Origin of the sequence: Hydrogenovibrio kuenenii DSM 12350 (assembly GCF_000526715.1) — a bacterium.
Lineage (GTDB): Bacteria > Pseudomonadota > Gammaproteobacteria > Thiomicrospirales > Thiomicrospiraceae > Hydrogenovibrio > Hydrogenovibrio kuenenii.
Genome location: NZ_JAGP01000001.1, coordinates 848,407 through 873,672 on the forward strand (window position 1 = coordinate 848,407; position 25,266 = coordinate 873,672).

21 protein-coding genes and 2 tRNA genes are annotated in these 25,266 nt (G+C 41.2%); 20 read left to right on the forward strand and 3 right to left on the reverse strand.

What is annotated here, in order from left to right:
- The first annotated feature begins 9 nt into the window (after window positions 1-9).
- From ybgF to N745_RS0103990, 8 genes are all read left to right on the forward strand, one after another.
- Window positions 10-927 carry a tol-pal system protein YbgF gene (gene ybgF / locus N745_RS0103955; RefSeq protein WP_024850839.1) on the forward strand — a complete coding sequence of 306 codons (918 nt, stop codon included), beginning with the start codon at window positions 10-12 and terminating at the stop codon, window positions 925-927.
- Between the two features lie 12 nt (window positions 928-939).
- Window positions 940-1,632 (forward strand): 7-cyano-7-deazaguanine synthase QueC, encoded by a 693-nt coding sequence (gene queC, locus N745_RS0103960; protein WP_024850840.1) that lies wholly within the window; start codon window positions 940-942, stop codon window positions 1,630-1,632.
- Between the two features lie 122 nt (window positions 1,633-1,754).
- Window positions 1,755-1,830: transfer RNA gene (locus N745_RS0103965), tRNA-Lys, on the forward strand.
- 47 nt (window positions 1,831-1,877) lie between these two features.
- Window positions 1,878-1,953: transfer RNA gene (locus N745_RS0103970), tRNA-Lys, on the forward strand.
- 284 nt (window positions 1,954-2,237) lie between these two features.
- The gene (locus N745_RS0103975; protein ID WP_024850841.1) at window positions 2,238-4,406 is read left to right on the forward strand and encodes a type I secretion system permease/ATPase; all 2,169 of its coding nucleotides are present in this window, start codon (window positions 2,238-2,240) and stop codon (window positions 4,404-4,406) included.
- Window positions 4,403-5,782, forward strand: coding sequence for an HlyD family type I secretion periplasmic adaptor subunit (locus N745_RS0103980; RefSeq protein WP_024850842.1), 1,380 nt, complete (start codon window positions 4,403-4,405; stop codon window positions 5,780-5,782). Before N745_RS0103975 ends, N745_RS0103980 begins: the two co-directional genes overlap by 4 nt.
- The gene (locus tag N745_RS0103985; RefSeq protein WP_024850843.1) at window positions 5,783-6,421 is read left to right on the forward strand and encodes a hypothetical protein; all 639 of its coding nucleotides are present in this window, start codon (window positions 5,783-5,785) and stop codon (window positions 6,419-6,421) included.
- 273 nt (window positions 6,422-6,694) lie between these two features.
- Window positions 6,695-11,317, forward strand: a complete 4,623-nt coding sequence (locus N745_RS0103990) for a calcium-binding protein (protein WP_024850844.1) — start codon at window positions 6,695-6,697, stop codon at window positions 11,315-11,317.
- Between the two features lie 129 nt (window positions 11,318-11,446).
- Here the strand turns inward: N745_RS0103990 and N745_RS0103995 are convergent, their stop codons facing one another.
- Window positions 11,447-12,211, reverse strand: coding sequence for a hypothetical protein (locus tag N745_RS0103995; protein ID WP_024850845.1), 765 nt, complete (start codon window positions 12,209-12,211; stop codon window positions 11,447-11,449).
- 129 nt (window positions 12,212-12,340) lie between these two features.
- Here N745_RS0103995 and N745_RS0104000 point away from each other — a divergent pair, with 129 nt between their 5' ends.
- From N745_RS0104000 to N745_RS0104025, 6 genes are all read left to right on the forward strand, one after another.
- Complete coding sequence (locus N745_RS0104000; RefSeq protein WP_024850846.1) at window positions 12,341-12,604, forward strand: hypothetical protein; 264 nt, start codon at window positions 12,341-12,343, stop codon at window positions 12,602-12,604.
- Window positions 12,605-12,621: 17 nt separating this feature from the next.
- Window positions 12,622-13,284: a metal-dependent transcriptional regulator gene (locus N745_RS0104005; protein WP_024850847.1), complete on the forward strand. Its 663-nt coding sequence runs from the start codon at window positions 12,622-12,624 to the stop codon at window positions 13,282-13,284.
- A gap of 16 nt (window positions 13,285-13,300) precedes the next feature.
- On the forward strand, window positions 13,301-14,401 hold the full coding sequence (gene glnL / locus N745_RS0104010; protein WP_024850848.1) for a nitrogen regulation protein NR(II): 1,101 nt from the start codon (window positions 13,301-13,303) through the stop codon (window positions 14,399-14,401).
- On the forward strand, window positions 14,398-15,858 hold the full coding sequence (gene ntrC / locus N745_RS0104015) for a nitrogen regulation protein NR(I) (RefSeq protein ID WP_038070611.1): 1,461 nt from the start codon (window positions 14,398-14,400) through the stop codon (window positions 15,856-15,858). Before glnL ends, ntrC begins: the two co-directional genes overlap by 4 nt.
- A gap of 257 nt (window positions 15,859-16,115) precedes the next feature.
- Window positions 16,116-16,832, forward strand: a complete 717-nt coding sequence (locus N745_RS0104020; protein ID WP_157833743.1) for a hypothetical protein — start codon at window positions 16,116-16,118, stop codon at window positions 16,830-16,832.
- Window positions 16,833-17,050: 218 nt separating this feature from the next.
- The gene (locus N745_RS0104025; RefSeq protein ID WP_024850851.1) at window positions 17,051-17,815 is read left to right on the forward strand and encodes a hypothetical protein; all 765 of its coding nucleotides are present in this window, start codon (window positions 17,051-17,053) and stop codon (window positions 17,813-17,815) included.
- A 223-nt stretch (window positions 17,816-18,038) separates the two neighbouring features.
- Here the strand turns inward: N745_RS0104025 and N745_RS0104030 are convergent, their stop codons facing one another.
- The gene (locus tag N745_RS0104030) at window positions 18,039-18,377 is read right to left on the reverse strand and encodes a P-II family nitrogen regulator (RefSeq protein WP_024850852.1); all 339 of its coding nucleotides are present in this window, start codon (window positions 18,375-18,377) and stop codon (window positions 18,039-18,041) included.
- Between the two features lie 53 nt (window positions 18,378-18,430).
- The gene (asd, locus tag N745_RS0104035; RefSeq protein ID WP_024850853.1) at window positions 18,431-19,300 is read right to left on the reverse strand and encodes an archaetidylserine decarboxylase; all 870 of its coding nucleotides are present in this window, start codon (window positions 19,298-19,300) and stop codon (window positions 18,431-18,433) included.
- Between the two features lie 100 nt (window positions 19,301-19,400).
- On the opposite strand from asd, the gene N745_RS0104040 reads away from it, so the two are divergent.
- From N745_RS0104040 to sucD, 6 genes are all read left to right on the forward strand, one after another.
- Window positions 19,401-20,612, forward strand: coding sequence for an argininosuccinate synthase (locus tag N745_RS0104040; protein ID WP_024850854.1), 1,212 nt, complete (start codon window positions 19,401-19,403; stop codon window positions 20,610-20,612).
- 78 nt (window positions 20,613-20,690) lie between these two features.
- Window positions 20,691-21,176 (forward strand): phosphatidylglycerophosphatase A family protein, encoded by a 486-nt coding sequence (locus N745_RS0104045; RefSeq protein WP_051453370.1) that lies wholly within the window; start codon window positions 20,691-20,693, stop codon window positions 21,174-21,176.
- 70 nt (window positions 21,177-21,246) lie between these two features.
- Window positions 21,247-21,543, forward strand: coding sequence for a rhodanese-like domain-containing protein (locus N745_RS0104050; protein ID WP_024850856.1), 297 nt, complete (start codon window positions 21,247-21,249; stop codon window positions 21,541-21,543).
- 110 nt (window positions 21,544-21,653) lie between these two features.
- Window positions 21,654-22,916 (forward strand): dicarboxylate/amino acid:cation symporter, encoded by a 1,263-nt coding sequence (locus N745_RS0104055; RefSeq protein WP_024850857.1) that lies wholly within the window; start codon window positions 21,654-21,656, stop codon window positions 22,914-22,916.
- Window positions 22,917-23,169: 253 nt separating this feature from the next.
- On the forward strand, window positions 23,170-24,357 hold the full coding sequence (gene sucC, locus N745_RS0104060; protein ID WP_024850858.1) for an ADP-forming succinate--CoA ligase subunit beta: 1,188 nt from the start codon (window positions 23,170-23,172) through the stop codon (window positions 24,355-24,357).
- Window positions 24,357-25,238, forward strand: coding sequence for a succinate--CoA ligase subunit alpha (gene sucD / locus N745_RS0104065; RefSeq protein WP_024850859.1), 882 nt, complete (start codon window positions 24,357-24,359; stop codon window positions 25,236-25,238). Before sucC ends, sucD begins: the two co-directional genes overlap by 1 nt.
- Window positions 25,239-25,266 lie beyond the last annotated feature (28 nt).

The window sequence follows — 25,266 nt, forward strand, 5'->3', positions numbered from 1 at the left end:
GGAAAGGATATGGGCAAAAAGGAAAAAGTGTTTGTACTAGGTGTTGTGCTGCTTTCGCTGTTTTCTGTTCAGGCCTTTGCCAAAGAGCAGTCGCTTGAAGATCGTGTCGCGCGCCTGGAAAGAATGGTGAATAATCCTGTTTTGATTCAGTTAAGTAGACAGTTAGCTGAACAAGAGCGTGAAATTCAAGATATGCATGACTTGATTGATCGCATGAACTATAAAATGGATCAGCTTACAAAACAGCAGAATGAACGTTATAAAGAAACTGATGACCGTTTAAGTAAGTTAGAAGCAGCAGCGCAAAAGCAGGCAGCGGATGCGCAATCTGATGCAGTGGATACTGATGATACGCCAGCTGATACAGCAACCAACCAAGCCGCGGTTGCTCCTGTAGCAGTGACTACAAAGAAAACAGCTTCGACGAAAGTTGGTACGAATGCTAAGGTTTCCGCAAAAGCTAAAGGCACTAAAACAAAGGATGCTAAAGCAGCAAAAACCGCAAGTGACGTCGTTAAGCCAATTGCTACTCATGCACCGACTAAAGCGGAAAACGCAGCTTACCAAGATGCTTTTGCTCTGATTAAGTCATCAAACTATAAAAGTGCTGCGAAAGCTTTCTCGGTTTTCCGTAATAAATATCCTAAAAGTGCTTTAGCAAGTAACGCTTCTTATTGGGCAGCAGAGTCTTATCTTGTTTTGGAGCAACCCGATAAAGCCATTAAAGCATTTCAAGATGTGAATCAAACTTACCCTGATTCAGCTAAAGCACCAGCGGCATTATTACGCTTGGGTGATACCTATGTGAATCAATCACAGGTTGCGGATGCGAAATCAACTTATCAGTTGCTAATCAAGCAGTATCCAAAGTCAAAAATGGCAGCTAAGGCCAAAAAGCGAATGGCTGCCCTAAAAAAGAAAAAATAAGAAACAAGTTCTATGAAAACAGAAAATAAACGCGCTGTTGTTCTTTTATCTGGCGGTCTAGACTCAACAACGGTACTGGCGATTGCGCAGTCACAAGGCTATGAGTGTCACGCTTTAAGCTTTGATTACGGGCAACGCCATCAAGTAGAGTTGCAAGCCGCACTACGCATTGCAGAAGCTGCTAATGTGGCCTCTCATCGTGTCATGCAAATGAATATGCACGCCATTGGCGGTTCTGCTTTGACCGATAATAATATTGACGTGCCGATAGGTGGCGTGGAAGACAACACCATTCCAGTTACTTATGTACCTGCACGTAATACCATTTTCTTATCCTACGCACTTGGTTTGGCAGAAGTGATAGATGCCGATACGATTTGTATCGGTGTTAATGCTGTCGATTATTCTGGTTACCCTGATTGTCGTCCAGAGTATATTGAAGCCTTTGAAAAGATGGCTAATCTAGCAACAAAAAAAGGTATAGAAGGGCACAAGACGCATATTGAAACGCCATTGATCTCTATGACCAAAGCAGAGATTATTCAAGCAGGGGTGTCTCTAGGCGTAGATTATGGATTGACGGTCTCTTGTTATCAAGCAAACGAAGAAGGCGAAGCTTGCGGTGTTTGCGACTCATGTCGTCTGAGGAAACAAGGCTTTGCTGACGCGGGTGTTGCTGACCCAACGCATTACTTTTCTCATTGATTTGATTGGCTCAAAGAGCCAAACCTTTGATTTCACATAGAATCAAAAAAAGATTCTCAAAAGATGGCTAAAATGTCTTGCCAATTCGTTTTCAGCTTGTATAATACGCCCCATTCCAGAGAGGGTCGTTAGCTCAGCTGGTAGAGCAGTTGGCTTTTAACCAATTGGTCGCGCGTTCGAATCGCGCACGACCCACCATTTTCTTCGGAACCAAACATATCTATGCTTTTGCATAATCTCCATATGGGTCGTTAGCTCAGCTGGTAGAGCAGTTGGCTTTTAACCAATTGGTCGCGCGTTCGAATCGCGCACGACCCACCATTTACTCTCTCAATACCTTAATATTTCCCAAGTTGCTTAACAGCAAAGATTTTTCTGTGTCTGACGTTAAAAATCTGCCAGGCTGGGCTGTGTAATGGTTTTTTCTTCAAAAAGCTATTAAGTCCGAATTTTTATGTTTCATGTGTTTAGAGTTTGCCCATTCTTTCTAAAGCATTTCTTAAGCATTTTTATTTATAAATAAGTAATTTTGATTAGCATAAAATATACTTTTGATTGTAAGATCTTTATAGATTTTATTTATCAGGGACGATTTGAAATTTTCCATGGATTCGGGTTTATATTGCACGCACACAATTTCCCGTTTTTTTGGTTTAGCGACTAATATTGATCAGCTTAGGCGTCAATATGTTAAGCCAGAAGAACAGGCTACTACTATAGACATTCTTCGTATTTTTAAATCTATTGGTTTGAAAGCAAAAGAAGTTAATGTAAAACATTCAAGTCTATCTAATATACCTCTACCTGCTATTGCACAGAAGTCGACGGGTGAATACTTTATTCTTGCCAAAAAAGTTATTTCTCATGAAGCTGAAGGCTATTTAGTTCAAGAGCCAGGCTCTAACGAAGTTGAAGTCAAAGATGAACAGTGGCTGAAAGAAAACTGGAACGGTCGCCTTGTTTTGGTAACCAAAAGGGCAGGGTTTTCTAATAGTTCGACAGCATTTGGTTTTAAATGGTTTGTTCCCGCTTTACTTAAATACAAAACTATTCTTTCCGAAGTGCTTATTGCATCAGCATTCATCCAGTTTTTTGCGCTATTAACCCCCATTTTCTTCCAGGTGGTTATGGACAAGGTCATGGCTCATAAGGGGTTTACGACCCTTGATGTTTTAGCTATGGGCTTGGTGTTCGTCGCTATTTTTGATGTCATCCTTTCCGGCTTAAGAAGTTACATTCTGACGCATACAACCAGTAGAGTTGATGTCGAGTTAGGGGCTAAACTTTATAATCATACGCTTGCTTTACCTCTGGCCTATTTTCAGACGAGACGAGTGGGAGATAGTGTTGCCAGAATTAGAGAAGTAGACACAATTCGTGAATTCATCACCGGTTCGGCACTAACGCTCACCATTGATCTGGGGTTTACCCTCATCATTATTGCGGTCTTGTTCTTGTATAGCCCAATGCTCACGCTAATTGTTTTAGGTGCCATTCCATTTTTTATTCTTCTATCCTTCTTGATTACGCCGGTTCTGAGAAAGCGCCTCAATGAAAAATTTGCTCATGGTGCTGAAAGACAGTCCTTTTTAGTGGAAAGCATTTCTGGTGTTGAAACCATTAAATCTTTGTCTATAGAGCCGGACAGTCAACGCCGTTGGGAAGATCAATCTGCTGCTTATGTTCAGGCATCCTTTAAGGCCAATAACCTAAACAATATCGCCAACCAATCGGCAGAGTTTATCAGCAAAATCATGATGCTAGGTATTTTGTACTTTGGAGCGCATGCGGTGATTGCTGGGGACTTAACTATCGGTCAGTTCATCGCCTTTAATATGCTAGCAGGCAGAGTTAGTGGGCCTATTCTTAAAATTGTGCATTTATGGCAAGATTTTCAACAGGCAGGTATTTCCGTTAAGCGGCTGGGTGATATTCTAAACATGCCAACCGAACCCAAATACAATCCAAGTAGAACAACTCTACCTAATTTAAAAGGCAAGGTAGAGTTTGATCACGTGTCTTTTAAATATCGTCCAGATGGAAAAGAGATTATTAAGAACTTCTCATTATCTGTTGAACCAGGTCAAGTGATAGGTTTGGTAGGGCGCTCTGGTTCTGGCAAAAGCACTTTGACCAAACTTATCCAAAGACTCTATTCACCTGCTACAGGTCGGGTGCTTGTTGATGGTATTGACTTAAATATGGTTAATACCAGCTGGTTGAGAAGCCAAATCGGCGTTGTGCTCCAAGAAAATTTCCTTTTCAACCGTAGTATTCGAGAAAACATTGCGGTTGCCGACCCGGGTGTGCCGATTGAACGCGTCATTCATGCGGCCAAGCTTTCAGGTGCGCATGACTTTATTTTGGAGCTTGAAGAAGGTTATGACACCTTGGTCGAAGAACAGGGAGTGAATCTATCAGGTGGTCAACGTCAACGTATCGCCATTGCTAGAGCCTTAATCAATAACCCAAGTATTTTGATATTAGATGAAGCCACTTCTGCATTGGATTATGAGTCTGAAAGCATTATTCAGAGAAACATGAAAGCCATTAGCCATAATCGGACAGTGTTTATTATCGCTCATAGGCTCTCAACCGTTAGAGATGCCAATCATATTGTTGTTATGGATAAAGGCCGGATTGTAGAACAGGGCGATCACGAAAGGTTAATTCATCAAAAAGGTTTCTATGCGGAACTTTGGGCGCATCAAAATCGTAAACCGATGGTACAGAACCGCAGTCAACAAGGTTCTGCCAAAGGGAAAACGGCATGAAGTTTGAACAAAGTGTGAAAAATAGTTTTGGCAAACTCTATGGCAGGTGGCTAGCCAGCAGACATCATAGAGAAAGCCTAGCGTTTTTACCCGCAGCTTTGGAAGTGCAAAAAACACCACCTTCACCTATTGGTCGTACTATTCTTTGGTTGATTATGTTGTTTTTCACTTTAGCGTTTGTTTGGGCATGGTTTGGAAAGGTCGACATCATTGCGACGTCAACGGGTCAACTGATTCCATCCGGTAAAAGCAAAGTTATCCAGCCAGTTGAAGCAGGAAAAATAAGTGGTATTTATGTGAAAGACGGTGATCATGTTAAAAAAGGTCAAATACTGGTTTCTTTAAATAGCACCATGAGTCAGGCAGACGTCCAGAAACTGAGTGAACAACTGCATCAGTATGAAAATGACATCAAGCGAATCAACTCTGTGTTGTCTTATATCAACAAAAAGTCAGATTTTAATAAAGTAACGATTCCAGAAGGGCTGGAGAATTCACAGATACTTTATTTGAAAAAACAGATTTCAGAATACAACGAACAGCTGGCAAATCTTAAATCTCAAGAGTTGCAATATCAGTCTGAAATATTTGCTTCTAAAGCGACTTTTCTAAAGCTTAAAAATACTCTGCCGATTGTTGAAAAACGCCTGCAATCTACCGAAAACCTCTATCACAAGTCTTATGTATCAGAAGACCAATATCTCAAACTGAAGCAGGACTATATTTCTCAAAAACAGGATTTGGAAGTTGAAAAGTACAATATCCAGAAAAACCAAGCACTATTGGAGCAAATAAATACACAGCGTAATCTTTTGGATAGCCAAACCCAACAAAAATTACTCCAAAGCCTAATGGATGCCAAGCATCAAAAACTGGCCTTGCAACAAGAACTGGTCAAGGCAAAAGAAAGCAAGGATTACACAGATTTGCGTTCTCCCATTGATGGCGATGTTCAACAACTCGCCATTACTACTATCGGAGGCGTGGTAACACCAGCAGAAGAGCTTATGGTTATTGTGCCAAGTAACCAATCTTTAGAAGTCAGTGCCAAACTGTTAAACAAAGACATCGGGTTTGTGAATGAAAATCAAGCAGCAGAAGTAAAGGTCAATACCTTCAATTTCACCAAGTACGGCATGATTGACGCAACGGTGGAAAATATTTCTGATGCCGCAGCACAAGACAAAGATTTAGGTTGGGTTTACGACATGAAACTCGCCATTGATAAAAACAACATTAGAGTCAATGGCAAAACCGTCAAGTTAAGCCCGGGTATGGAAGTGGTGGCAGAGATTAAAACAGGGCAAAGACGGATTATTGAGTATTTACTAACGCCTTTATTAAGGTACAAGCAAGAAAGTATTAGGGAGAGATGAATGGAAAGTAACGCTTCTTTAATCAAAGAAAGGAAGAAATATTTTAATGCTTTAAGTATTCGAGTTTTACATCTACCTTTTTTGTTTTTTTCGATTTTAGTGGTATTAGTTTTAAGTAAAGAACCTGAACCATTTGGAGAGGTTATCAAAGCATCTTCATCATGGCTTTTAACTTGGATAGAACCAGCTCAGACATGGGTAAACGTTTCTGTAGTGTATAGAGAAAAAATGGCTCTTATATATGTGCTTTTTGTGCTTACAGGTATTTACATTTTAATTTCTACTAGTTTGGCACTATGGAAAAACAGAAAGTTTTTTACTGTTGATTTTGTGCCTCCTATGCGCATCGATTGCAAGAATATACTCCCAATAATTTTTGTCTTATTTTTTCTATGTTTTTTTATATATATGGCCGGATTTTCTGAAATATATCAGGGTTCAAATATCTGGCTGGATTCACTGGAACACGTTAAACAAAGAACAGGATTTGCTTGGTTAGTTTCTGTGGAAGCTATGTGGAATATTAAATGGACTTTTTTGTTTACTAGGTGGGTTCAATTGACTGTTATATGGTCATTCTCAATAGGCTGCTTACAGTATTTTGCAGCGTTAAGAATTTGTTTAAATGGAGGAAAATAATGAGCACGGATAGTAATGGAGATACAGCAGCACAACAGCCTTCAAACAGTGACGTGTTAGGAGAGTTGGGAAATATAGTTGATGGTGGTTTTTCTGCTTTAGAAGATTATGCTAAGTCACATGGGCAACCGCTTCCTGAGGGAGCAATAACAAATTTAAAAGGGGGGGGTACTGTCGGCATTGTCTCTGATAGAGTCGGACTCTCCCGGAGCATTATATGCAAATGCTATAGCTGGAGGTCTTGGTTTTATAGCTGGTTCGTTAGCATTTACAATGGGTGCTGGAGCAGCAGGTGTTTGGGCTACTGGAGTTTTAGCTGGTGTTCTATACTCTGAATTATTGGGTGATGACGCCAAAAAAGCAATCAATGATGCGTTGGCAGAACCTATTCCTACAGGTGGTGATCCTACAGGTGGTGATCCTACAGGTGGTGATCCTACAGGTGGTGATCCTGGCAAATGCCCATTTCCGTCGCCACCGCCATTACCAACACCTCCAGCAGCGCCCGCATCACCATTGGTGTTGGATTTAGATGGAGATGGTGTTGAAACGGTTGGATTGGATGCCAATATCCATTTTGACCATGCAGGAGACGGATTTAATGAATTATCTGGCTTTGTTGGTGCCGATGACGGTTTGTTGGTCTGGGACAGAAACGGAGATGGAGAAATCAATTCGGGCTCCGAGCTATTTGGGAATGAAACTGTTTTAGGTGATGGTACAAAAGCTGACAATGGATTTTTGGCATTGGCAGATTTGGACTCAAATGGGGATGGAGTTTTTGATGTTAATGATGACAAGTTCTCTGCACTTAGAGTGTTTCAAGATAAAAATCAAAACGGTCAAGCTGACGATGGTGAGCTTATAACACTCTCGGATGCTGGTGTTCAGTCTATTTCATTAGGATATAACAGTTCTTCTTCAGTAGATGAAAATGGTAACGAACATAGACAGATAGGAAGTTTTACAACCACTGCTGGAGAAACACATTCTGTCGAAGATGTTTGGTTTACAAGAGATTTAACAAATTCAGTTGAAGAAACAGTAGCTGTTTCTGATGAAATAGCAGAACTTCCAGATGCAATGAATTTTGGGACAGCTCATTCATTACATCAAGCAATGGCAATAGATGAAACAGGTAAGTTACAGCAATTGGTTCAACAGTTTGTTGATGCGACTACAAGTGAAGAACGTCACTCCCTGATTGACCCTATCATTTTTGCTTGGACAAACCAGGGCGACGAGTATAGTCAATATTATCAGTCTCCAATTGATGCAAGAAAGATCGGAGCACTTGAAGCGTTTTATGGTCATGATTTAGACACGCCTAATGGATCAGGACAAGATTTTGCAACGCTATATGAAGGAATTTATCAAGACTTGTCTGATACAATTTTTTATCAGTTGTCAGCAAACAGTTATTTGAAGCCAGTGTTTTCAGATGTTACCTGGACTCAAAATGAGGCAGGAGAATGGGAAGGTGATTTCTCAAAGGCAGTTTCTGATTTGCTTGAATATGCAAAAAATAACCCGAATCAAGGTGAAGCCTATGTCTCGGATTTTGCTGAAGCAGTACGAGGAGTTAACCCATATAGTGAAATGAATAGTAAAATCTTAGATCAAACATTAAGACACTATTTACCAATTATAGATGCCTTGAAGGCGTTGTCTGCTTATTCGCAATCTACTATAGATATTATTACCAGTGGTATATTGGGAGCGACATCAGAAGATGATGTTGTTTATGGTGATGATTCTGGAAGCACACTGTATGCTCTGGCTGGAGATGACTCTATATATGGAAGCAATGCTGATGATGTTTTTGTAGGAGGTAAGGGTAATGACTACCTGAAAGGTGGTAATGGCTTATCTACCGGTTCGGATAGTTATCATTTCAGTGTAGGAGACGGTCAAGATACGATTAATGACCGAGATTATTACAACGAAGATACAGATGCGATTTATATCCACGGAGTAACCTCGGATCAATTAAGTTTTACCTCAAATAGTGATGGGGATTTATTGATTGGTTATAGCGATAGTGACCAAATCAAGATTCAAAACTTTATGGGCTCACCTGAATACCAAATCGAAAAGTTAGTGCTGGATGACGGTACTGAATTGAACGTAGATGACATGGTAGCTCAAGCCACTACAGGCACAGATGCAGATGAGACGATCTACGGTTCTTACAAAGGGGATGTTTTTGTAGGAGGTAAGGGTAATGACTACTTTAACAGCGACTCCTTTACGAGTGGATCAGACAGTTATCACTTCAGTGTAGGAGACGGTCAAGATACGATTAATGACCGAGATTATTACAACGAAGATACGGATGCGATTTATATCCACGGAGTAACCTCGGATCAATTAAGTTTTACCTCAAATAGTGATGGGGATTTATTGATTGGTTATAGCGATAGTGACCAAATCAAGATTCAAAACTTTATGGGCTCACCTGAATACCAAATCGAAAAGTTAGTGCTGGATGACGGTACTGAATTGAACGTAGATGACATGGTAGCTCAAGCCACTACAGGCACAGATGCAGATGAGACGATCTACGGTTCTTACAAAGGGGATGTTTTTGTAGGAGGTAAGGGTAATGACTACTTTAACAGCGACTCCTTTACGAGTGGATCAGACAGTTATCACTTCAGTGTAGGAGATGGACAAGATACTATTGACGAGTATGACTACTACAGTGGTTACACGGATACAGTTTACCTTCATGGAGTGACATCTGACCAAGTTAGCTTTACCTCAAACAGCAGTGGAGACTTACTGATTGGTTATGGTGAAAGTGATCAGGTTAAAGTTCTAAACTTTATGGAAAGTTCGCGTAATCAGATTGAAAAGTTGGTGTTGGACGATGGAACTGAATTTAATGCTGACGAACTGGTTGCTTGTGCGATACTTGGCAGTACCGATGGGAACGATACGATAATCGGTACATCAGATGATAATTTAATTATTGGCCGAAAAGGCAATGACCGAATGGTCGGAGGCACAGGTAACGACACATACGAGTTCAATGTAGGAGACGGCCAAGATGCTATCAATGACAACTCTTCAGTAACCGGGGAAGTTGATAAGATTCTCCTGCATGGTGTTGCAAAAGAAGATGTGGCCTTCACAACAAATAACTGGGGTGATCTATTAGTTCATTATGGAGACAGTGATCAAATCATAATAGAAAACTCACTTGAGTCGGAACGTTATCAAATAGAACAAATTGTTTTTGATGATGGAAGTGTTATTAGTGCGGATGAAGCCACAGCGCAGGCCATGATCGGGACAGATATAGATGAATCTATTTATGGAACGGGTAAAGATGATGTCATTATCGGCGGCAAAGGCAATGACCGAATGGTCGGAGGCACAGGTAACGACACATACGAGTTCAATGTAGGAGACGGCCAAGATGCTATCAATGACAACTCTTCAGTAACCGGGGAAGTTGATAAGATTCTCCTGCATGGTGTTGCAAAAGAAGATGTGGCCTTCACAACAAATAACTGGGGTGATCTATTAGTTCATTATGGAGACAGTGATCAAATCATAATAGAAAACTCACTTGAGTCGGAACGTTATCAAATAGAACAAATTGTTTTTGATGATGGAAGTGTTATTAGTGCGGATGAAGCCACAGCGCAGGCCATGATCGGGACAGATATAGATGAATCTATTTATGGAACGGGTAAAGATGATGTCATTATCGGCGGCAAAGGCAATGACCGAATGGTCGGAGGCACAGGTAACGACACATACGAGTTCAATGTAGGAGACGGCCAAGATGCTATCAATGACAACTCTTCAGTAACCGGGGAAGTTGATCAGATTCTCCTGCATGGTGTTGCAAAAGAAGATGTGGCCTTCACAACAAATAACTGGGGTGATCTATTAGTTCATTATGGAGACAGTGATCAAATCATAATAGAAAACTCACTTGAGTCGGAACGTTATCAAATAGAACAAATTGTTTTCGATGACGGTTCAAGTTACACCTCCGAAGAATTTGAAGCCTTAGCCATGACAGGAACAGATTCAGATGAGACGATCTATGGGTCATTCAAAGATGACGTTATTACTGGTGGTAAAGGAAACGATCTTCTGAAAGGTGGAGCAAGTAATGACAGCTATCACTTCAATGTAGGAGATGGTCAAGACCAGATACTGGACTACTCTTTTGGCTATACTCAAGGTGGTGTAGATAGCATTTACCTACATGGCGTCACTAAAGACGATGTCAGCTTCAGCACCACAGATGGTCGAGTGGTTGTGCACTACGGAACAAATGACAGTATCAGTATTCAAGATCAACTGAACTACGATAGAAACAAAGTCGAGAACATTGTTTTCGATGACGGTTCAAGTTACACCTCCGAAGAATTCGAAGCCTTAGCCATGACAGGAACAGATTCAGATGAGACGATCTATGGGTCATTCAAAGATGACGTTATTACTGGTGGTAAAGGAAACGATCTTCTGAAAGGTGGAGCAGGTAATGACAGCTATCACTTCAATGTAGGAGATGGACAAGACCAGATACTGGACTACTCTTTTGACTCAACTCAAGGTGGCACTGACTCCATTGATTTACATGGTGTTTCTAAAGAAGGTCTTTGGTTTTCAAAAAATGGAGATGACATGAAAATTAATCTTATTGGAACTAGTGATTCTATTACGGTTAATGATTGGTATTATTCAGATAGAAATAAAATTGAAAGCATAAACTTAGACTCGGGGGAATCATTGGATGTTAGCGGTGTTTCACAGTTGGTAGATGCTTTGGCTTCCTTCCCTGAGGGTGGTGATTCAGCTGTAAATATGACTGATGATGAAAAAACGCAGTTTAATCAAATTGTGGCATCAAATTGGAAAATGACAGCATAAGTCTTTAGTTGCTATTTTCTACATAGAATAAACCCGGAAGTTTCCGGGTTTATTTTTTGTTTAAATTTTTTAAAAAATCTGCCAGGCTGGGGTAAAGGTCAGAGACCCTGCCTGGTAGATTTTAGTTGTTTAAAGAGAGGCTTGGATGTCTCTTAGTGTCGGAACTTTAAGTCCAGCTTCATCGGCAAAGCCAAGCGCGCGTTTTAATCTAGCTGGTGCGGAGCGTCCCATACAACCGTGTTGTGGATCACCTTCAAAGGCTTCTAGCATGCCTTTAATAAGCTTTTCTCTATCTTGTTTGGATTGGGTTAGGTAATCTTGAATATCCAGTACATCTTGTGCAACGGCATTCATTACACCTGCGTGGTTTTTCGCCAGCTCTTCAACATTGCCGCCCACTTTTAGTCCCGCGATATTGGTGGTCAAAATATAGAGGTTTTTTCTGACCAGCTCATAAAGCAGTTCATCTGCTGAATCAAGCTGCATGCAAGGTAGGTCAAGGGTTGCTAATGCATCGAAAACTAACTTTGCGTGTTGCCCATATACAGGAGAAGGCAGAACGACTTTGCTGTCCATGCCTTTTTTCTTTTCAAACCATACTGAAATAACCGTTGGGTTTTCGATGGTTGTATTTTCCCAGTCGCGAGGGAGTAATTCGTTTTGTAATAGAATGACTTTGTCTTGCCATTCTACTGGGCAATCTGCCAAGGTTTGGTGGATGTCTGCTTCACCAACAGAGATCAGAACAGCAACAGGTTTTGGAATGCTTTCTGCAACATCTTTCATGGATTGTTGGCGGCTAACCGCTTGTACAGGATAGCCAAGTTTTAAAAAGCCACGAGCGAAGACGCTACCGAGCTCTCCCATTCCGACAACAATGATTGGATTTTGCATAAATGCCCCTTTTTCGAATCAGTTTGTTTTAAAATAGTGCATAGTGTTTAACCCTCCTGTTTTACGCCTCAATTTAATGAGAAATATTTGGTGCAGGAGAACCTCATAATTTGGGAAAGGATATTACCAATGAATGCCAAAAAAGCAAAATTTACGTGGCATTATTATTTTATGGCGTTCGGTGCGTTGATGGCATTGTTGGCTGTGACACTTTCCGCTTGGGGCGCCACTATCAGCGCTTTGGCATTTACGATTTTATCTCATCCAGTCATACGGTTTGCAGGGGTTGGTCGATTTGTTTTCTTGATCCTGTTTGCCATATTGTATGTGTTTTCTTTTCCAGATCCTGCCGTGGTTAAATCTATGATGGCGAGTGATGTGGCGCATTCTTAGCTTAGTAGGAGAGTATTGTGCCTAGTAAAGCTTTAGAAGATTATTTAAAAATCATTTATAAGTTGGAAGAATCTTTGCCTGATAAAGATGGTAAAGGTGTGAGCACGACGGCGATAGCCGAGCGTTTGTCTATTTCTAAAGCCTCTGTTTCCAATATGCTTAAAAAGCTTGCCGATAAGAATTTGATTCGCTATGAACCTTATTATGGCGTAATCTTAACTGATGAAGGTAATAAGATTGCGCTGAACATGATTCGGAAACATCGAATTTTGGAGCAATATCTTGTTGAAAATCTTGATTACTCTTGGGATGAGGTGGATGCTGAGGCCGAAATATTAGAGCATGCAGTTTCTGATCGTTTAATCAATCATATGTGGGATGCATTGGGGCGTCCAACTCGTGATCCTCATGGTTCTCCAATTCCAAATGAAGCTGGGGAAATGGCGAGTGAAACGGGAGAAAGCTTATCCGGTGTTGATGTCGGTAAAGTCTGCATGGTTGTCCGTATTCAGAATCGATCACCAGAAGAATTACGTTATTTGTCTTCAATAGGGTTGGCGAGAAAAACACAGGTTAAAGTGCAGGCAAAAGCCCCTTTTAATGGACCGATTTCGATAGAGGTGGGTGGTGAAACCCAAGCGTTGGATTTTCGTTTAGCGCAATCTATTTTTGTTCGCTAGTTTAGGAGTGATACCTTTGAATCACAGCAAGATTGAGCAAAAAGTTTCAGAGTCTGAAATTTTAGCAGGACTAACAACTTCTGTAGTTTGGATCGACAAAAATGAAAATATTGGCTTTATTAATTTGGCAGCGGCTGAGCTGTTGCAATTAAGTCAGTATCGGGTGATTGGTGTTAATTGGCGCTATATTCTGCCGAGACTATTAGACGATATTCATGCTTGTGGGACAGGGCGATTAACTATTCATGAATATGCTATTCGTTTACCGGATGGCCAAAAGTCGCATGTGACTTGTACCATTTCATATTATGAAATGGACGGGGAAGATGGTTGGTTAATTGAGCTTTATGATACTGAACGTCACCATCGTATTGCAGAAGAAGACGAGCGTTGGCATCAATATGAAGCAGGTAATCTTCTGGTTAGAACGCTAGCGCATGAAATCAAAAATCCTTTGGCGGGGATTTACGGTTCGACTCAGTTGTTGAGAAAACGTTTTCCGGACAATGACAAAGCGGAAAAGTTTTTGGATGTTATCTCCAATGAAGTGAATCGTTTGAAAGATTTAGTGGATAGAATGCTTGGGCCAAAAGGCAATGATCTTCAGGAGCCGCATAATATCCATGAATTAATTGGCTATGTACTTGAAATTGTGAATGGTGAAAAGCCAAAGAATGTTGCAGTTAAGTTAGATTATGACCCGAGTATTCCAGAGATTTCTATGGACTTTGGTGCAATGGTTCAAGCTGTGCTGAATTTGGCTAAAAACGGCATTCAAGCAATGGAAGAACGTGGTGGGTTACTGACTTTTCGGACGCGTGTAGAGTCTAAATTTACCTTAGGTACAAAAACTTATCCTCTTGTCGCTGTCATCAGTGTTATCGATGAAGGGGAAGGGATCGATCCAGAAGTATTTGATGCTATTTTCTACCCAATGGTGAGTAGTAAAAAAGACGGAACTGGTTTAGGTTTACCAGTGTCGCAAAATATTGTGCGTCAACATGGCGGGTTAATTGTTGCTGAAAGCGAACCGGGCAAAACAACTTTTAACATTTATTTGCCGTTTGATCATAATCGGGAAGAATCACAGAAAAATAATTATCAGGAATTAACATGAACCATCAAAACTCGCCTGAATTTCAAGAACCAGTAGTATGGATCGTCGATGACGATGCTTCTATTCGTTGGGTGTTAAACGAAGCACTTGAAGACCGTTCTTATGAGGTGCATGCATTTGAGTCGCCTTTGGAAGCTCTTAAGCATATTGAAACAGCGCCACCAACGGTTGTTATTTCGGATGTTCGCATGCCTGAAATGAGCGGTTTGGAGTTCATGGAAGAAATTCATCTGTTTGATAAGAATATTCCAGTCATTATTATGACTGCCCATGCCGACTTGAGTACTGCAGTACGATCGTTACAAAGTAGTGCATTCGAATATTTGCCTAAACCTTTTGAAATCGATGATGCATTGACGGTCATAGACCGTGCCGTTAAACGTCATTTGTCAGGTGGAAAAAAACCGAGAAAATCCAAAACAACTAAACAGCCATTGAATATCATTGGTTCTGCTCCGGCCATGCAGGAAGTGTTCCGTATCTTGGGGCGCGTTTCACAGTTGGATGTAACGGTATTGATTAATGGTGAAACGGGAACAGGTAAAGAGTTGGTTGCCAGAGCACTTTATGAGCTTAGTAGCCGGGCAAACCAACCCTTTGTTGCCATCAATACTGCCGCTATTCCGCGAGACTTGCTGGAGTCTGAATTGTTTGGGCATGAAAAAGGAGCCTTTACCGGTGCTTTGACCCAACGTATGGGGCGCTTTGAAGAAGCTAATGGCGGGACGTTGTTTTTGGATGAAATCGGGGATATGCCGGTAGATTTGCAAACACGTTTATTACGTGTGTTGAATGATGGTACTTTTTATCGTGTGGGTGGCAAAACACCGATTAAAACCGATGTGCGTATTATTGCGGCAACTCACCAAAATATGCGTGAACTGGTTAAACAAGGACGCTTTCGTGAGGATTTACTTTATCGTTTGAATGTTATTCGTATAAAAGTGCCCGCTTTGCGTGAACGCCGCGATGACATTATTCCGATTTTGCGTTACTACTTGTCTGAAGAAGCGAAAATTTACGGGCTAGAAGAAAAGCAATTGAGTCGCCCTGTTGAAAAGTATTTGGAAAATTTACCTTGGCCGGGTAATGTTCGTCAGATTCGCAGTTTGTGTACTTGGTTAACTATAATGGCACCGGATAAAACGGTTCATATGGAAGACCTGCCTTTGGAATTAAAATCAGGTACCGTCACAGATGATACTGTTGCGGGAAGCTCGGGTACCGATGATTGGGAAACGCCATTACAACATTGGGCGGAAGCATTCCTAGCATCAGGGAAAAGTGGTTTGCATACTGAAGCCGAACCTTTGTTTGAGAAGGTTTTGATTGACGTTGCTATGCGTGCCAGCATGAACCATCGTCAGAAAGCAGCACAGTTGCTAGGATGGGGTCGTAACACACTCACTAGAAAAACACAGGCTTTAGAAGAGCGTGATGCTTCGACTTCTGAATAGTATGAGGCCTTTGCACGAGATGGGGTCACGGATAAAAAAGGTTAAAATTTTGCATTTCAGCGTTAAAAAACTTGCCAATAGCTAGCTATTGACGGTGTTTTCTGCCTTGAACTGCAAAATTTTCTCACTTTTTTACCTCGCACCCCACTCATGCAAAGGTCTCAGTATGTTTTTTATTCACTGAGTGGCAAACTGATTTGTTAAAAGAATTTTTTCAACTCTACACCACACCCACTTTTGCGCCTTGGGTGCGAAAGATGGGTTTTCTTTATGAAGCCATTGCCATGGACAGCCGTTATAGCCGTTGTCAGCAGCAATGGCAATTTCACTTTGATCAATGTCGACAAGCGATCTTGCAGGCAGCATCTCAATGTCAGCAAAAGCGTTCAATTTTGATTGTTGGGGCGGGCTCTCTCCGAGATATACCCTTAGAAAAGTTATCAAAAGAATTTTCCTCTGTTTATCTTGTTGATTTGGTTTTTTTGCGTGATGCGAGAAAACAAGCGTCTCATTTTCAAAATATTCATCTAATTGAAGCGGATGTGACGGGGTGTTTAGCTCAGGTTTACCAAGGAAAAGCCGATTGTGATAAAGATTTCAGTTGGATGGATGGGGTTAATGATATTGACTGTGTGGTTTCATTGAACTTAACAACACAATTGCCTTTGATTCCTGTGAGTTGGATGATGAAAAAATTTAACATGCAGGAAAAAGAAGCGGGTGTCTTTGGAAAGAAAATGACGGAATCACATTTAAATTGGCTTAATGCACAGCCAGGTGTTAAGTGTTTGATTTCTGATCGTTGGATTACCGAATATGATAAGCAAGGTAATCAGGTGGATGGATTCGACCCTGCGTGGGATGTTGTATTGCCTGAGTCCGATCTTAGCTGGAACTGGGAAGTCATCCCATCGTCTGAATCAGCAGTAGGAACTTCTCAAGTCAACCAAGTTGGCGTTTCCATTTTGTCTTGAAGAATCAATAATCTTTGAGAAACTCTTGAAATTTTCTTTTGATAAATGAATCGATTTGTTTGAAAGCAAATTAAATCAAAGTCTGATTGGAAATATCAGGGTTTTGTATTCTTCAAAATAAAAATAATTGATTAGTCTTTTCACTTATTGGGCTTAAACTGGCTCTTGATTTATATCAACTAATAATAATTTTTTAATACAGTGAGAGAGAGGATTCAGTGGAAAAAACTTCATGGCTTAATCTGCCTAGTTTGTCGTTTCCTGTTAAGACCTTGTTTACAGGGTATTTAATGGTGACTGGCTTGGGATTGTTGATGGCGGGCGCACAAATTATGCTAACGCATGGCATGGCAGACGGTAAGTTTGGTTTGTCGGTTAATGATATTGTTTATAGTTATTATGGTAATCGAACAGGAACGACCCTAGAGGCGAAGCTTAATGGTTCGATGAAAGTAAATGCGCCACCGCAAGCGAGATTTACCTTAATACAATGGGCTCGAGATGGCGCGCCGAAATCTGAGTGGGAGCCAAAGATTCAACCCATTGTTGATAAGTACTGCGCTAAATGTCATGGCAAGCTTGCCGGAATTCCTGATATCCCAAAGTATGATGTAATTAAAATATTTGCCAAAGTGGATCATGGTGCATCTGAGACTTCTATGGTTCGTGTAGCTCATATCCATCTGTTCGGAATTTCCTTTATCTTCTTTTTTGTGGGATTGATCTTTTCCATGACGGTGGGTTGGAATCGTTGGGTAAAAGGAACGCTCATTTTTATTCCGTTTGCTTTCTTGGTGGTGGATGTGGCGTCTTGGTGGTTAACTAAGTGGAACCCTGAGTTTGCATGGCTGGTTATTATTGGAGGGTTTGGTTATAGCCTGGCATCCAGTATTATGATTTTCACATCACTGTATCAGATGTGGATTATGCCTTGGCGAGGGAAGTCTTCTGATGAGAATACTTGGCATGTTGATGCTGCGTAATAAGGCTACATAAGGTTTGTTAGCCCTGTCTATCATGCTTTATTAAAATCTACCATGCTGTGGGGGTATGTGAAAATACCCAGCCTGGCAGATTTTAATTTTCTAACTACTCATGCTGAAATCAAAAAAAGCTTAAGAAGTAATTTTGATTTTGGAATGAGATTGGAAAGTAAGCTATAAAAAAGCCCGCATAAGCGGGCTTTTTTTGTTCGTAAGCAGTTTTTTAAAGTGCTTCTGGCCCGGTTTCACCAGTACGAATACGAATAGTTTGTTCGATTGGAGTAACGAAGATTTTTCCATCACCGATTTTACCGGTTTGTGCAGTGGTGGTAATTGCTTCAATCACTTGATCTACTTTATCGCTAGCTACAGCAATCTCTAGTTTCAATTTAGGTAGAAAGTCGACAACATATTCTGCACCTCTGTACATTTCTGTATGGCCTTTTTGACGACCATAACCTTTGACGTCAATGACTGTCATACCGTGTACGCCAATATCGTGTAGTGCTTCACGGACATCGTCAAGTTTGAAAGGTTTGATAATCGCAGTCACCATTTTCATTGTTCAGAATCCTTTTGAGTAAATTTCGGTTTCAATACTATTGTCATATTTTCTTAAAAAATAGATTTTGAATAGTTTGCCAGATGTTGTCCCATTTTAACAGGCGTATTTTCGGGAATTTTGCCCAAATCAGGCATTTGGCCTTCTGGCGTTAACAAAACGACAGTTGAACCCATGTTGAATCGACCGATTTCTTCACCTTTTGCAAAAGAGATAAGTTTATCCGAATAATCCCAATGCTCAATTGTTGGGCGATAGTCAGGTGTAATTTTCCCCTGCCAAACCGTTTCCATGCTGCCCACGAAAATTGCACCGACCATAATCAAACAAAATGGACCGTGTCCATTTTCAAAACGCAGTACTAAGCGTTCGTTTCTGGCAAATAATCCTTCTACCGTACGAACAGTGGATGGATTAACTGCAAATAAATCGCCTGGTACATAAGTCATAGATTGTAGAGTGGCGTTAGTTGGGCAGTGGATACGGTGGTAATCTTTAGGTGAAAGATAGATGACAGCAGAATCGCCGTTTTGGAATTGTTTGGCATATTCTATGTCGCCACCAACTAAAGCTTCTAACGTGTATTCATGGCATTTTGCTTGCACCAAACGGTTACCGTTAACTGGCATGGATTGGCTAACGAGGCCGTCGACTGGGCTACACCAAGCATCGGCGGTCGTATCTATTGGGCGAGCGCTTGGTTTGAGTGCACGGGTAAAGAAAGCATTAAAGTTAGCATAGTAGTCCAAGTCTTCATACTCGGCTTCTTCGACATTAATGTTGAATGCCTTAATCATTAGTTTAGTGATGTTGGTTTTGATCCAAGGCTGTTCAATTTGCATAAACCAATGCATGGCTTTGGAGGCTAAATGTTGCGGCAAAATATATTGCGGTGAGACTTTAATAAAATCGATTAAACTCATTTGTTATCTTTGCTTTATGTGGCTAGGTTGTTGAGAAAGTAAACTGATTTTAATGTATAATTCGCGCGTTTAACAGCTATAGATTTCAGGGGAAAACAAAATGTCGCAAGTTAAAAAAGTGGTTTTAGCTTATTCAGGTGGTTTGGATACGTCAATTATCGCTAAGTGGTTACAAGATGAGTATCAGTGTGAAGTTGTTACTTTTACCGCTGATATTGGGCAAGGAGAGGAGGTTGAGCCTGCTCGTGCCAAAGCTGAAGCGATGGGTATCAAAGAAATCTACATTGAAGATTTGCGTGAAGAATTCGCAAGTGATTTTGTTTTCCCAATGATGCGTGCCAATGCCATTTATGAAGGTGAGTACCGTTTAGGAACTTCGATTGCACGTCCTTTGATTTCAAAACGTTTGGTAGAAATTGCTCAGGAAACAGGTGCGGATGCCATCTCTCATGGTGCAACGGGTAAAGGAAACGACCAAGTACGTTTTGAGCTAAATGCTTATGCATTAATGCCGGATGTTAAGGTCATCGCACCTTGGCGTGAATGGGATTTGTTATCTCGCGAAAAGTTGATGGCTTACGCTGAGAAACACAACATTTCGATTGAAAAGAAAAAAGGCAAGAAGTCTCCTTATTCAATGGATGCAAACCTACTTCATATTTCTTATGAAGGTGGCATCATCGAAAACCCTGAAAATGAACCAGAAGAAGATATGTGGTTGTGGACGGTTTCGCCAGAAAGTGCGCCTGATGAACCAACTTATCTGAATATCGAATTCGAAAAAGGTGACATCGTCGCAATCAATGGTGAAAAAATGTCACCAGCAACGGTAATGGAATATTTGAACAAAGTTGGTGGTGAAAACGGTATCGGTCGCGATGACATCGTTGAAAACCGTTTTGTTGGTATGAAAGCACGTGGTTGCTATGAAACACCAGCTGGAACCATTATGTTGAAAGCACACCGAGCAATGGAGTCTTTGACACTGGATCGTAATGCCGCGCATTTGAAAGATGAATTGATGCCTAAATATGCAGAGATGATTTATAACGGTTTCTGGTTTGCACCAGAGCGTGAAATGCTACAAGCATTGATCGATCAGTCGCAAACTTATGTGACTGGTGAAGTGCGTTTGAAGCTTTATAAAGGTAATGTGATTATCGTCGGACGCAGCTCTGAATACAGCTTGTTTGATGAAGCGATTGCGACCTTTGAAGAAGATGGTGGTGCTTATAACCATAAAGACGCAGAAGGCTTTATTAAGCTGAATGCACTACGTTTGAAAACGGCTGCCAAAAGACGTTCAAAATAATTGTAATGATTGCGAAACCGCTCAGTTAAATCCGACAGGGTTTTGAGCGGTTTTTTTGTATAAACTTTTCGGATTTTGATGATGCGCACACCTAGCTTTGAAGACTTACTGAAACACCCCATTCTGTTTTTGGGGTTTGGGCTGGGATCAGGTCTTTCGCCCAAAGCGCCCGGAACCGTTGGCACTCTGTTTGGCGGGGTGATTTTTTTACCGCTATTGCTGTGGAATCCTCCTTTAGCATGGGTTTTGACGCTTGTAGGTCTAGTCTTCGGTAGTCGTATTTGCGGCCAATCAGCGGATTGGTCAGGCGTGCATGACCACGGTGGTATTGTATGGGATGAGTTTGTTGCGATCTGGTTGGTTTTGCTGTGTTTGCCTCAACAAACATGGTTCTATTGGCTGTTTGCGTTTGTCGCGTTTCGTTTTTTCGATATTATCAAGCCTTGGCCTATCGGCTGGGTGGACAAACGTGTGCAAGGCGGCTTTGGCATTATGCTGGATGACATAATTGCTGCTTGTTACAGCATAATGATTATTTGGGGTGCTTCCGCTAGTTTTTTGTAGGCGGATAAGAGATAATTCTGAAAATATGAAAAAAGAAAATATAAGACAATTCTAGGTTGGAGAAGTAAAAATGTTCATTTCGTGTGAAGATGCAAAAAAACTCATTAAAGAAAAAAATGCACAATTTGTTGATGTAAGAACGCCAGAAGAATTTTCAATGAGCAAATTACCTGGTGCGGTAAACATTCCTTTACAAGATATTGATCAAGTCGGTAACAGTATGTTGGATAAAGATATGCCTGTTGTTGTTTTTTGTCGTTCTGGTCAACGTTCTCACATGGCAATGCAAATTTTATTGTCATTAGGCTTTGACGAAGTCTATAACATGGGCCCTTACCAAGCTTGGTATCAATGTCCTGATCTTTAAGCAAAGCGTTAGCCACAGAACTTTAAAGTTTATTGTGCTATTGTTTACCAATTAGAAAAGTACCTTAGGGTACTTTTTTTTTGAACGACCTAATCATTTCGGAGAAGAGTATGAAAATCGCGCTTCATTGGCAGATTCTAATTGCGCTGATATTGGCGGCCTTGTTGGGAAGTTGGGCCGGCACAGATAAAGCTGTGTTTGGTGTGCAATGGCTGTCAGTATTCACTTTTATTGGAACGCTATTTTTAAATGCACTGAAAATGATCGTGGTGCCTTTGGTGGTTTCAGCTATTATTTCCGGGGTGGCAAACGTAGGTAGTCAAGGTGGTTTTGGGCGCTTGGGGATGAAAACTATTGGTTATTATCTTATGACCTCGACAATCGCAATTGTAGTGGGGTTGACACTGGTAAATTTGATTCATCCAGGTGTGTCAGATAATGGCGTACCGGTTTTGCATGCAAGTGCTGAAGTCACACAAGCAGTGCAAGGAAAAACTGCCGGAGATATTGTTGAAGTCTTTCTTCGAATGATTCCTGTCAATGTTGTTGATGCTGCGGCAACAGGCCAGATGCTAGGGCTTATATTCTTTAGTCTTTTGTTTGGGTATTTTATGACCAAAATCCAGCCGGATTTCAAAACAACACTCTCGCGTTTTTGGAGTGGAATATTTGAAGTTATGATGTTGATGACCGGGTGGGTGATGAAGTTTGCTCCAATTGGTGTGTTTGGTTTGGTTGCCGCATCTATTGCCAAAACCGGGTTCGATCAATTTGAAAACTTGGCGATGTTCTTTATGACAGTAACTTTAGCACTGGCAACTCATTTGCTGATTGTGATGCCAATTTTGCTTAGAACATTGGGTAAAGTATCCAACCCTTGGCTGCATTTTCAGGCGATGGCGCCCGTGCTACTAACGGCATTTTCAACAAGCTCTTCTTCTTCGACTCTGCCGGTCACGATTGCATCTGTTGAAAAAAGAGCAGGGGTATCCAACCGAATTTCGAGTTTTGTATTGCCACTAGGCGCTACCGTTAATATGGATGGTACTGCGCTTTATGAATGTGTTGCCGCTATCTTTATCGCACAAATGTTTGGTATTCCATTGGATTGGTCTACTCAGTTACTGATAGTTGTGGTTGCTTTGACAACGTCTATCGGCGTGGCAGGTATTCCTTCTGCGAGCTTGGTAGCGATCAGTATTATTCTGGTTGCAGTTGGCTTGCCGGCTGAAGCTATTGGTTTATTGTTGGTGGTTGATCGCCTATTGGATATGATGCGCACTGCGGTGAATGTATTTAGTGATTCTGTTGGTGCGGTTATTATTGCCCGTTCAGAAGGTGAGACAGACGTTTTAACTGAAAAACGTTTTTGATTGTTATAAATTGATTCGTTGGTACTCTGCTGAAAATCTACCAGGCTGGGTACCCGCGCGCTATTTTTAATGCAATTCAAGCTTAAAAACCTTAGAATAGAGCGCTAATTAAAATTAAAAACGTCCTTCCAATAAAGTTAAACGCTTGCTGAAGAAAAAGATGGTTTAAGCCGTGTTTTTAAGCACTTTAAGTAGTTGGAAATTGTTAAATACGTCGTCACAAGATTAAATACAGATAGTATTAGAGCGCAGAATGAATTTACACGAATACCAAGCAAAATCCCTGTTTTCCGATTACAAGATTCCTATCCCTCAAGGCGTCATGATTTCAAGTATGTCACAGCTTGATGCCGCTTTAACAGAAATTGAAGGCGATAAATGGGTTGTTAAAGCTCAGATTCATGCGGGTGCTAGAGGTAAGGCTGGCGGTGTCAAACTGGTTTCCTCTCGTGATGAGGCTCATCAAGTTGCAGAACAGTTACTTGGCAGTTCTTTAGCAACGATTCAAACAGCAGGTAAAGCACTTCCTATTCACTCGCTATTGATTGAGCAAACGCTAAATATTCAAACTGAATTGTATTTAAGTTTGCTGGTGGATCGTGTTACCAAAACCCACACATTTATTATCTCTGAAGCGGGCGGTATGGATATTGAAGCCGTTGCAGAAGCGACGCCAGACAAAATCCTAACCGTACATGTTGATCCTACTGTCGGACTTATGCCTTACCAATGCCGAGAAATCGGTTTTGCTTTAGAGTTGAAAGGCACAGCGTTTAAACAGTTAATGGGTGTGATGCAAGGTCTGTATCGTTTAGCGCTGGATAAAGATATTTCTTTATTGGAAATCAATCCATTGATTGTTACAGCTGATAATGAATTGATTGCATTGGATGCAAAAATCAATATTGATTCTAATGCGCTTTATCGCCAGCCAGCGTTGGTGGCAATGCGTGATGCAACGCAAGAAGATGAACGCGAAGCTAAAGCAGCCGACCATCAGTTGAACTATATTGCACTGGATGGTGACATCGGTTGTATGGTTAATGGCGCAGGCTTGGCAATGGCTACGATGGACTTAATTAAGCTTAATGGCGGTGAGCCAGCTAACTTCCTAGATGTGGGGGGCGGTGCTACACCGGAGCGAGTATCTGAAGCATTTAAATTGATTTTATCTTCTCCAGATGTGAAATCGATTTTGGTTAATATTTTTGGTGGTATCGTCCGTTGTGACCTGATTGCAGACGGTATTATTCAAGCAGTGCAGGAAGTAGGTTTGACCATTCCTGTGGTTGTGCGTTTGGAAGGAACAAATGTGGAGCTGGGGAAAGAAAAATTGGCACAAAGCGGTTTGGCGATTATCACAGCGGATGGTTTGGCAGATGCCGCACAAAAAGTTGTTGCTGTAGCGAATGAGAGCACAACCAATGGAGGTGCTATCTAATGAGTATTTTGATTGATAGCAACACCAAGGTGATTTGCCAGGGCTTTACTGGAAAACAAGGCTCTTTCCATTCTGAGCAAGCCATAGCTTACGGAACCAAAATGGTAGGCGGTGTAACACCAGGAAAAGGTGGTACCATGCACCTTGATCTACCCGTTTTTAATACGGTCAAAGAAGCGGTAGAGCAAACGGGGGCTGAAGCCTCAATGATTTACGTGCCACCAGCTTTTGCTGCCGACTCTATTATCGAAGCTATCAACGCTGGAATTAAAGTGATTACCTGTATTACCGAAGGGATTCCGGTTAACGATATGCTAAAAGTTCGTGCCGTATTGGATAAATCGGATGCTTATTTAATTGGGCCGAATTGTCCAGGGTTAATTACACCGGGCAATGATGGTGATGGTTGTAAAATTGGTATTATGCCAGGCCACATTCACCAACCAGGTAAGATTGGTATTGTGTCTCGTTCTGGAACTTTGACTTATGAAGCAGTGCATCAAACTACGCAGAACGGTTTAGGTCAATCAACTTGTGTTGGTATTGGCGGAGACCCGATTCAAGGTATGAACTTTATTGATTGTTTACGTTTGTTTGAGCAAGATCCACAAACCGAAGGAATTATTTTGGTAGGGGAAATTGGTGGTCAGGCAGAGGAAGATGCAGCGCAATTTATTCAGCAACATGTGACTAAGCCTGTTGTTGCTTATATTGCCGGCGTTACCGCACCCGCTGGCAAACGTATGGGACATGCCGGCGCTATTGTTAGCGGTGGTAAAGGGACGGCTGAAGCTAAGTTTGCCGCATTGGAAGCAGCAGGTGTGACGGTAGTGCGATCGCCAGCGGATTTGGGTGTTGCCATCCAGAAACGTTTAGCTTAATAATAAATATGAAAAAACATTGAGGTTA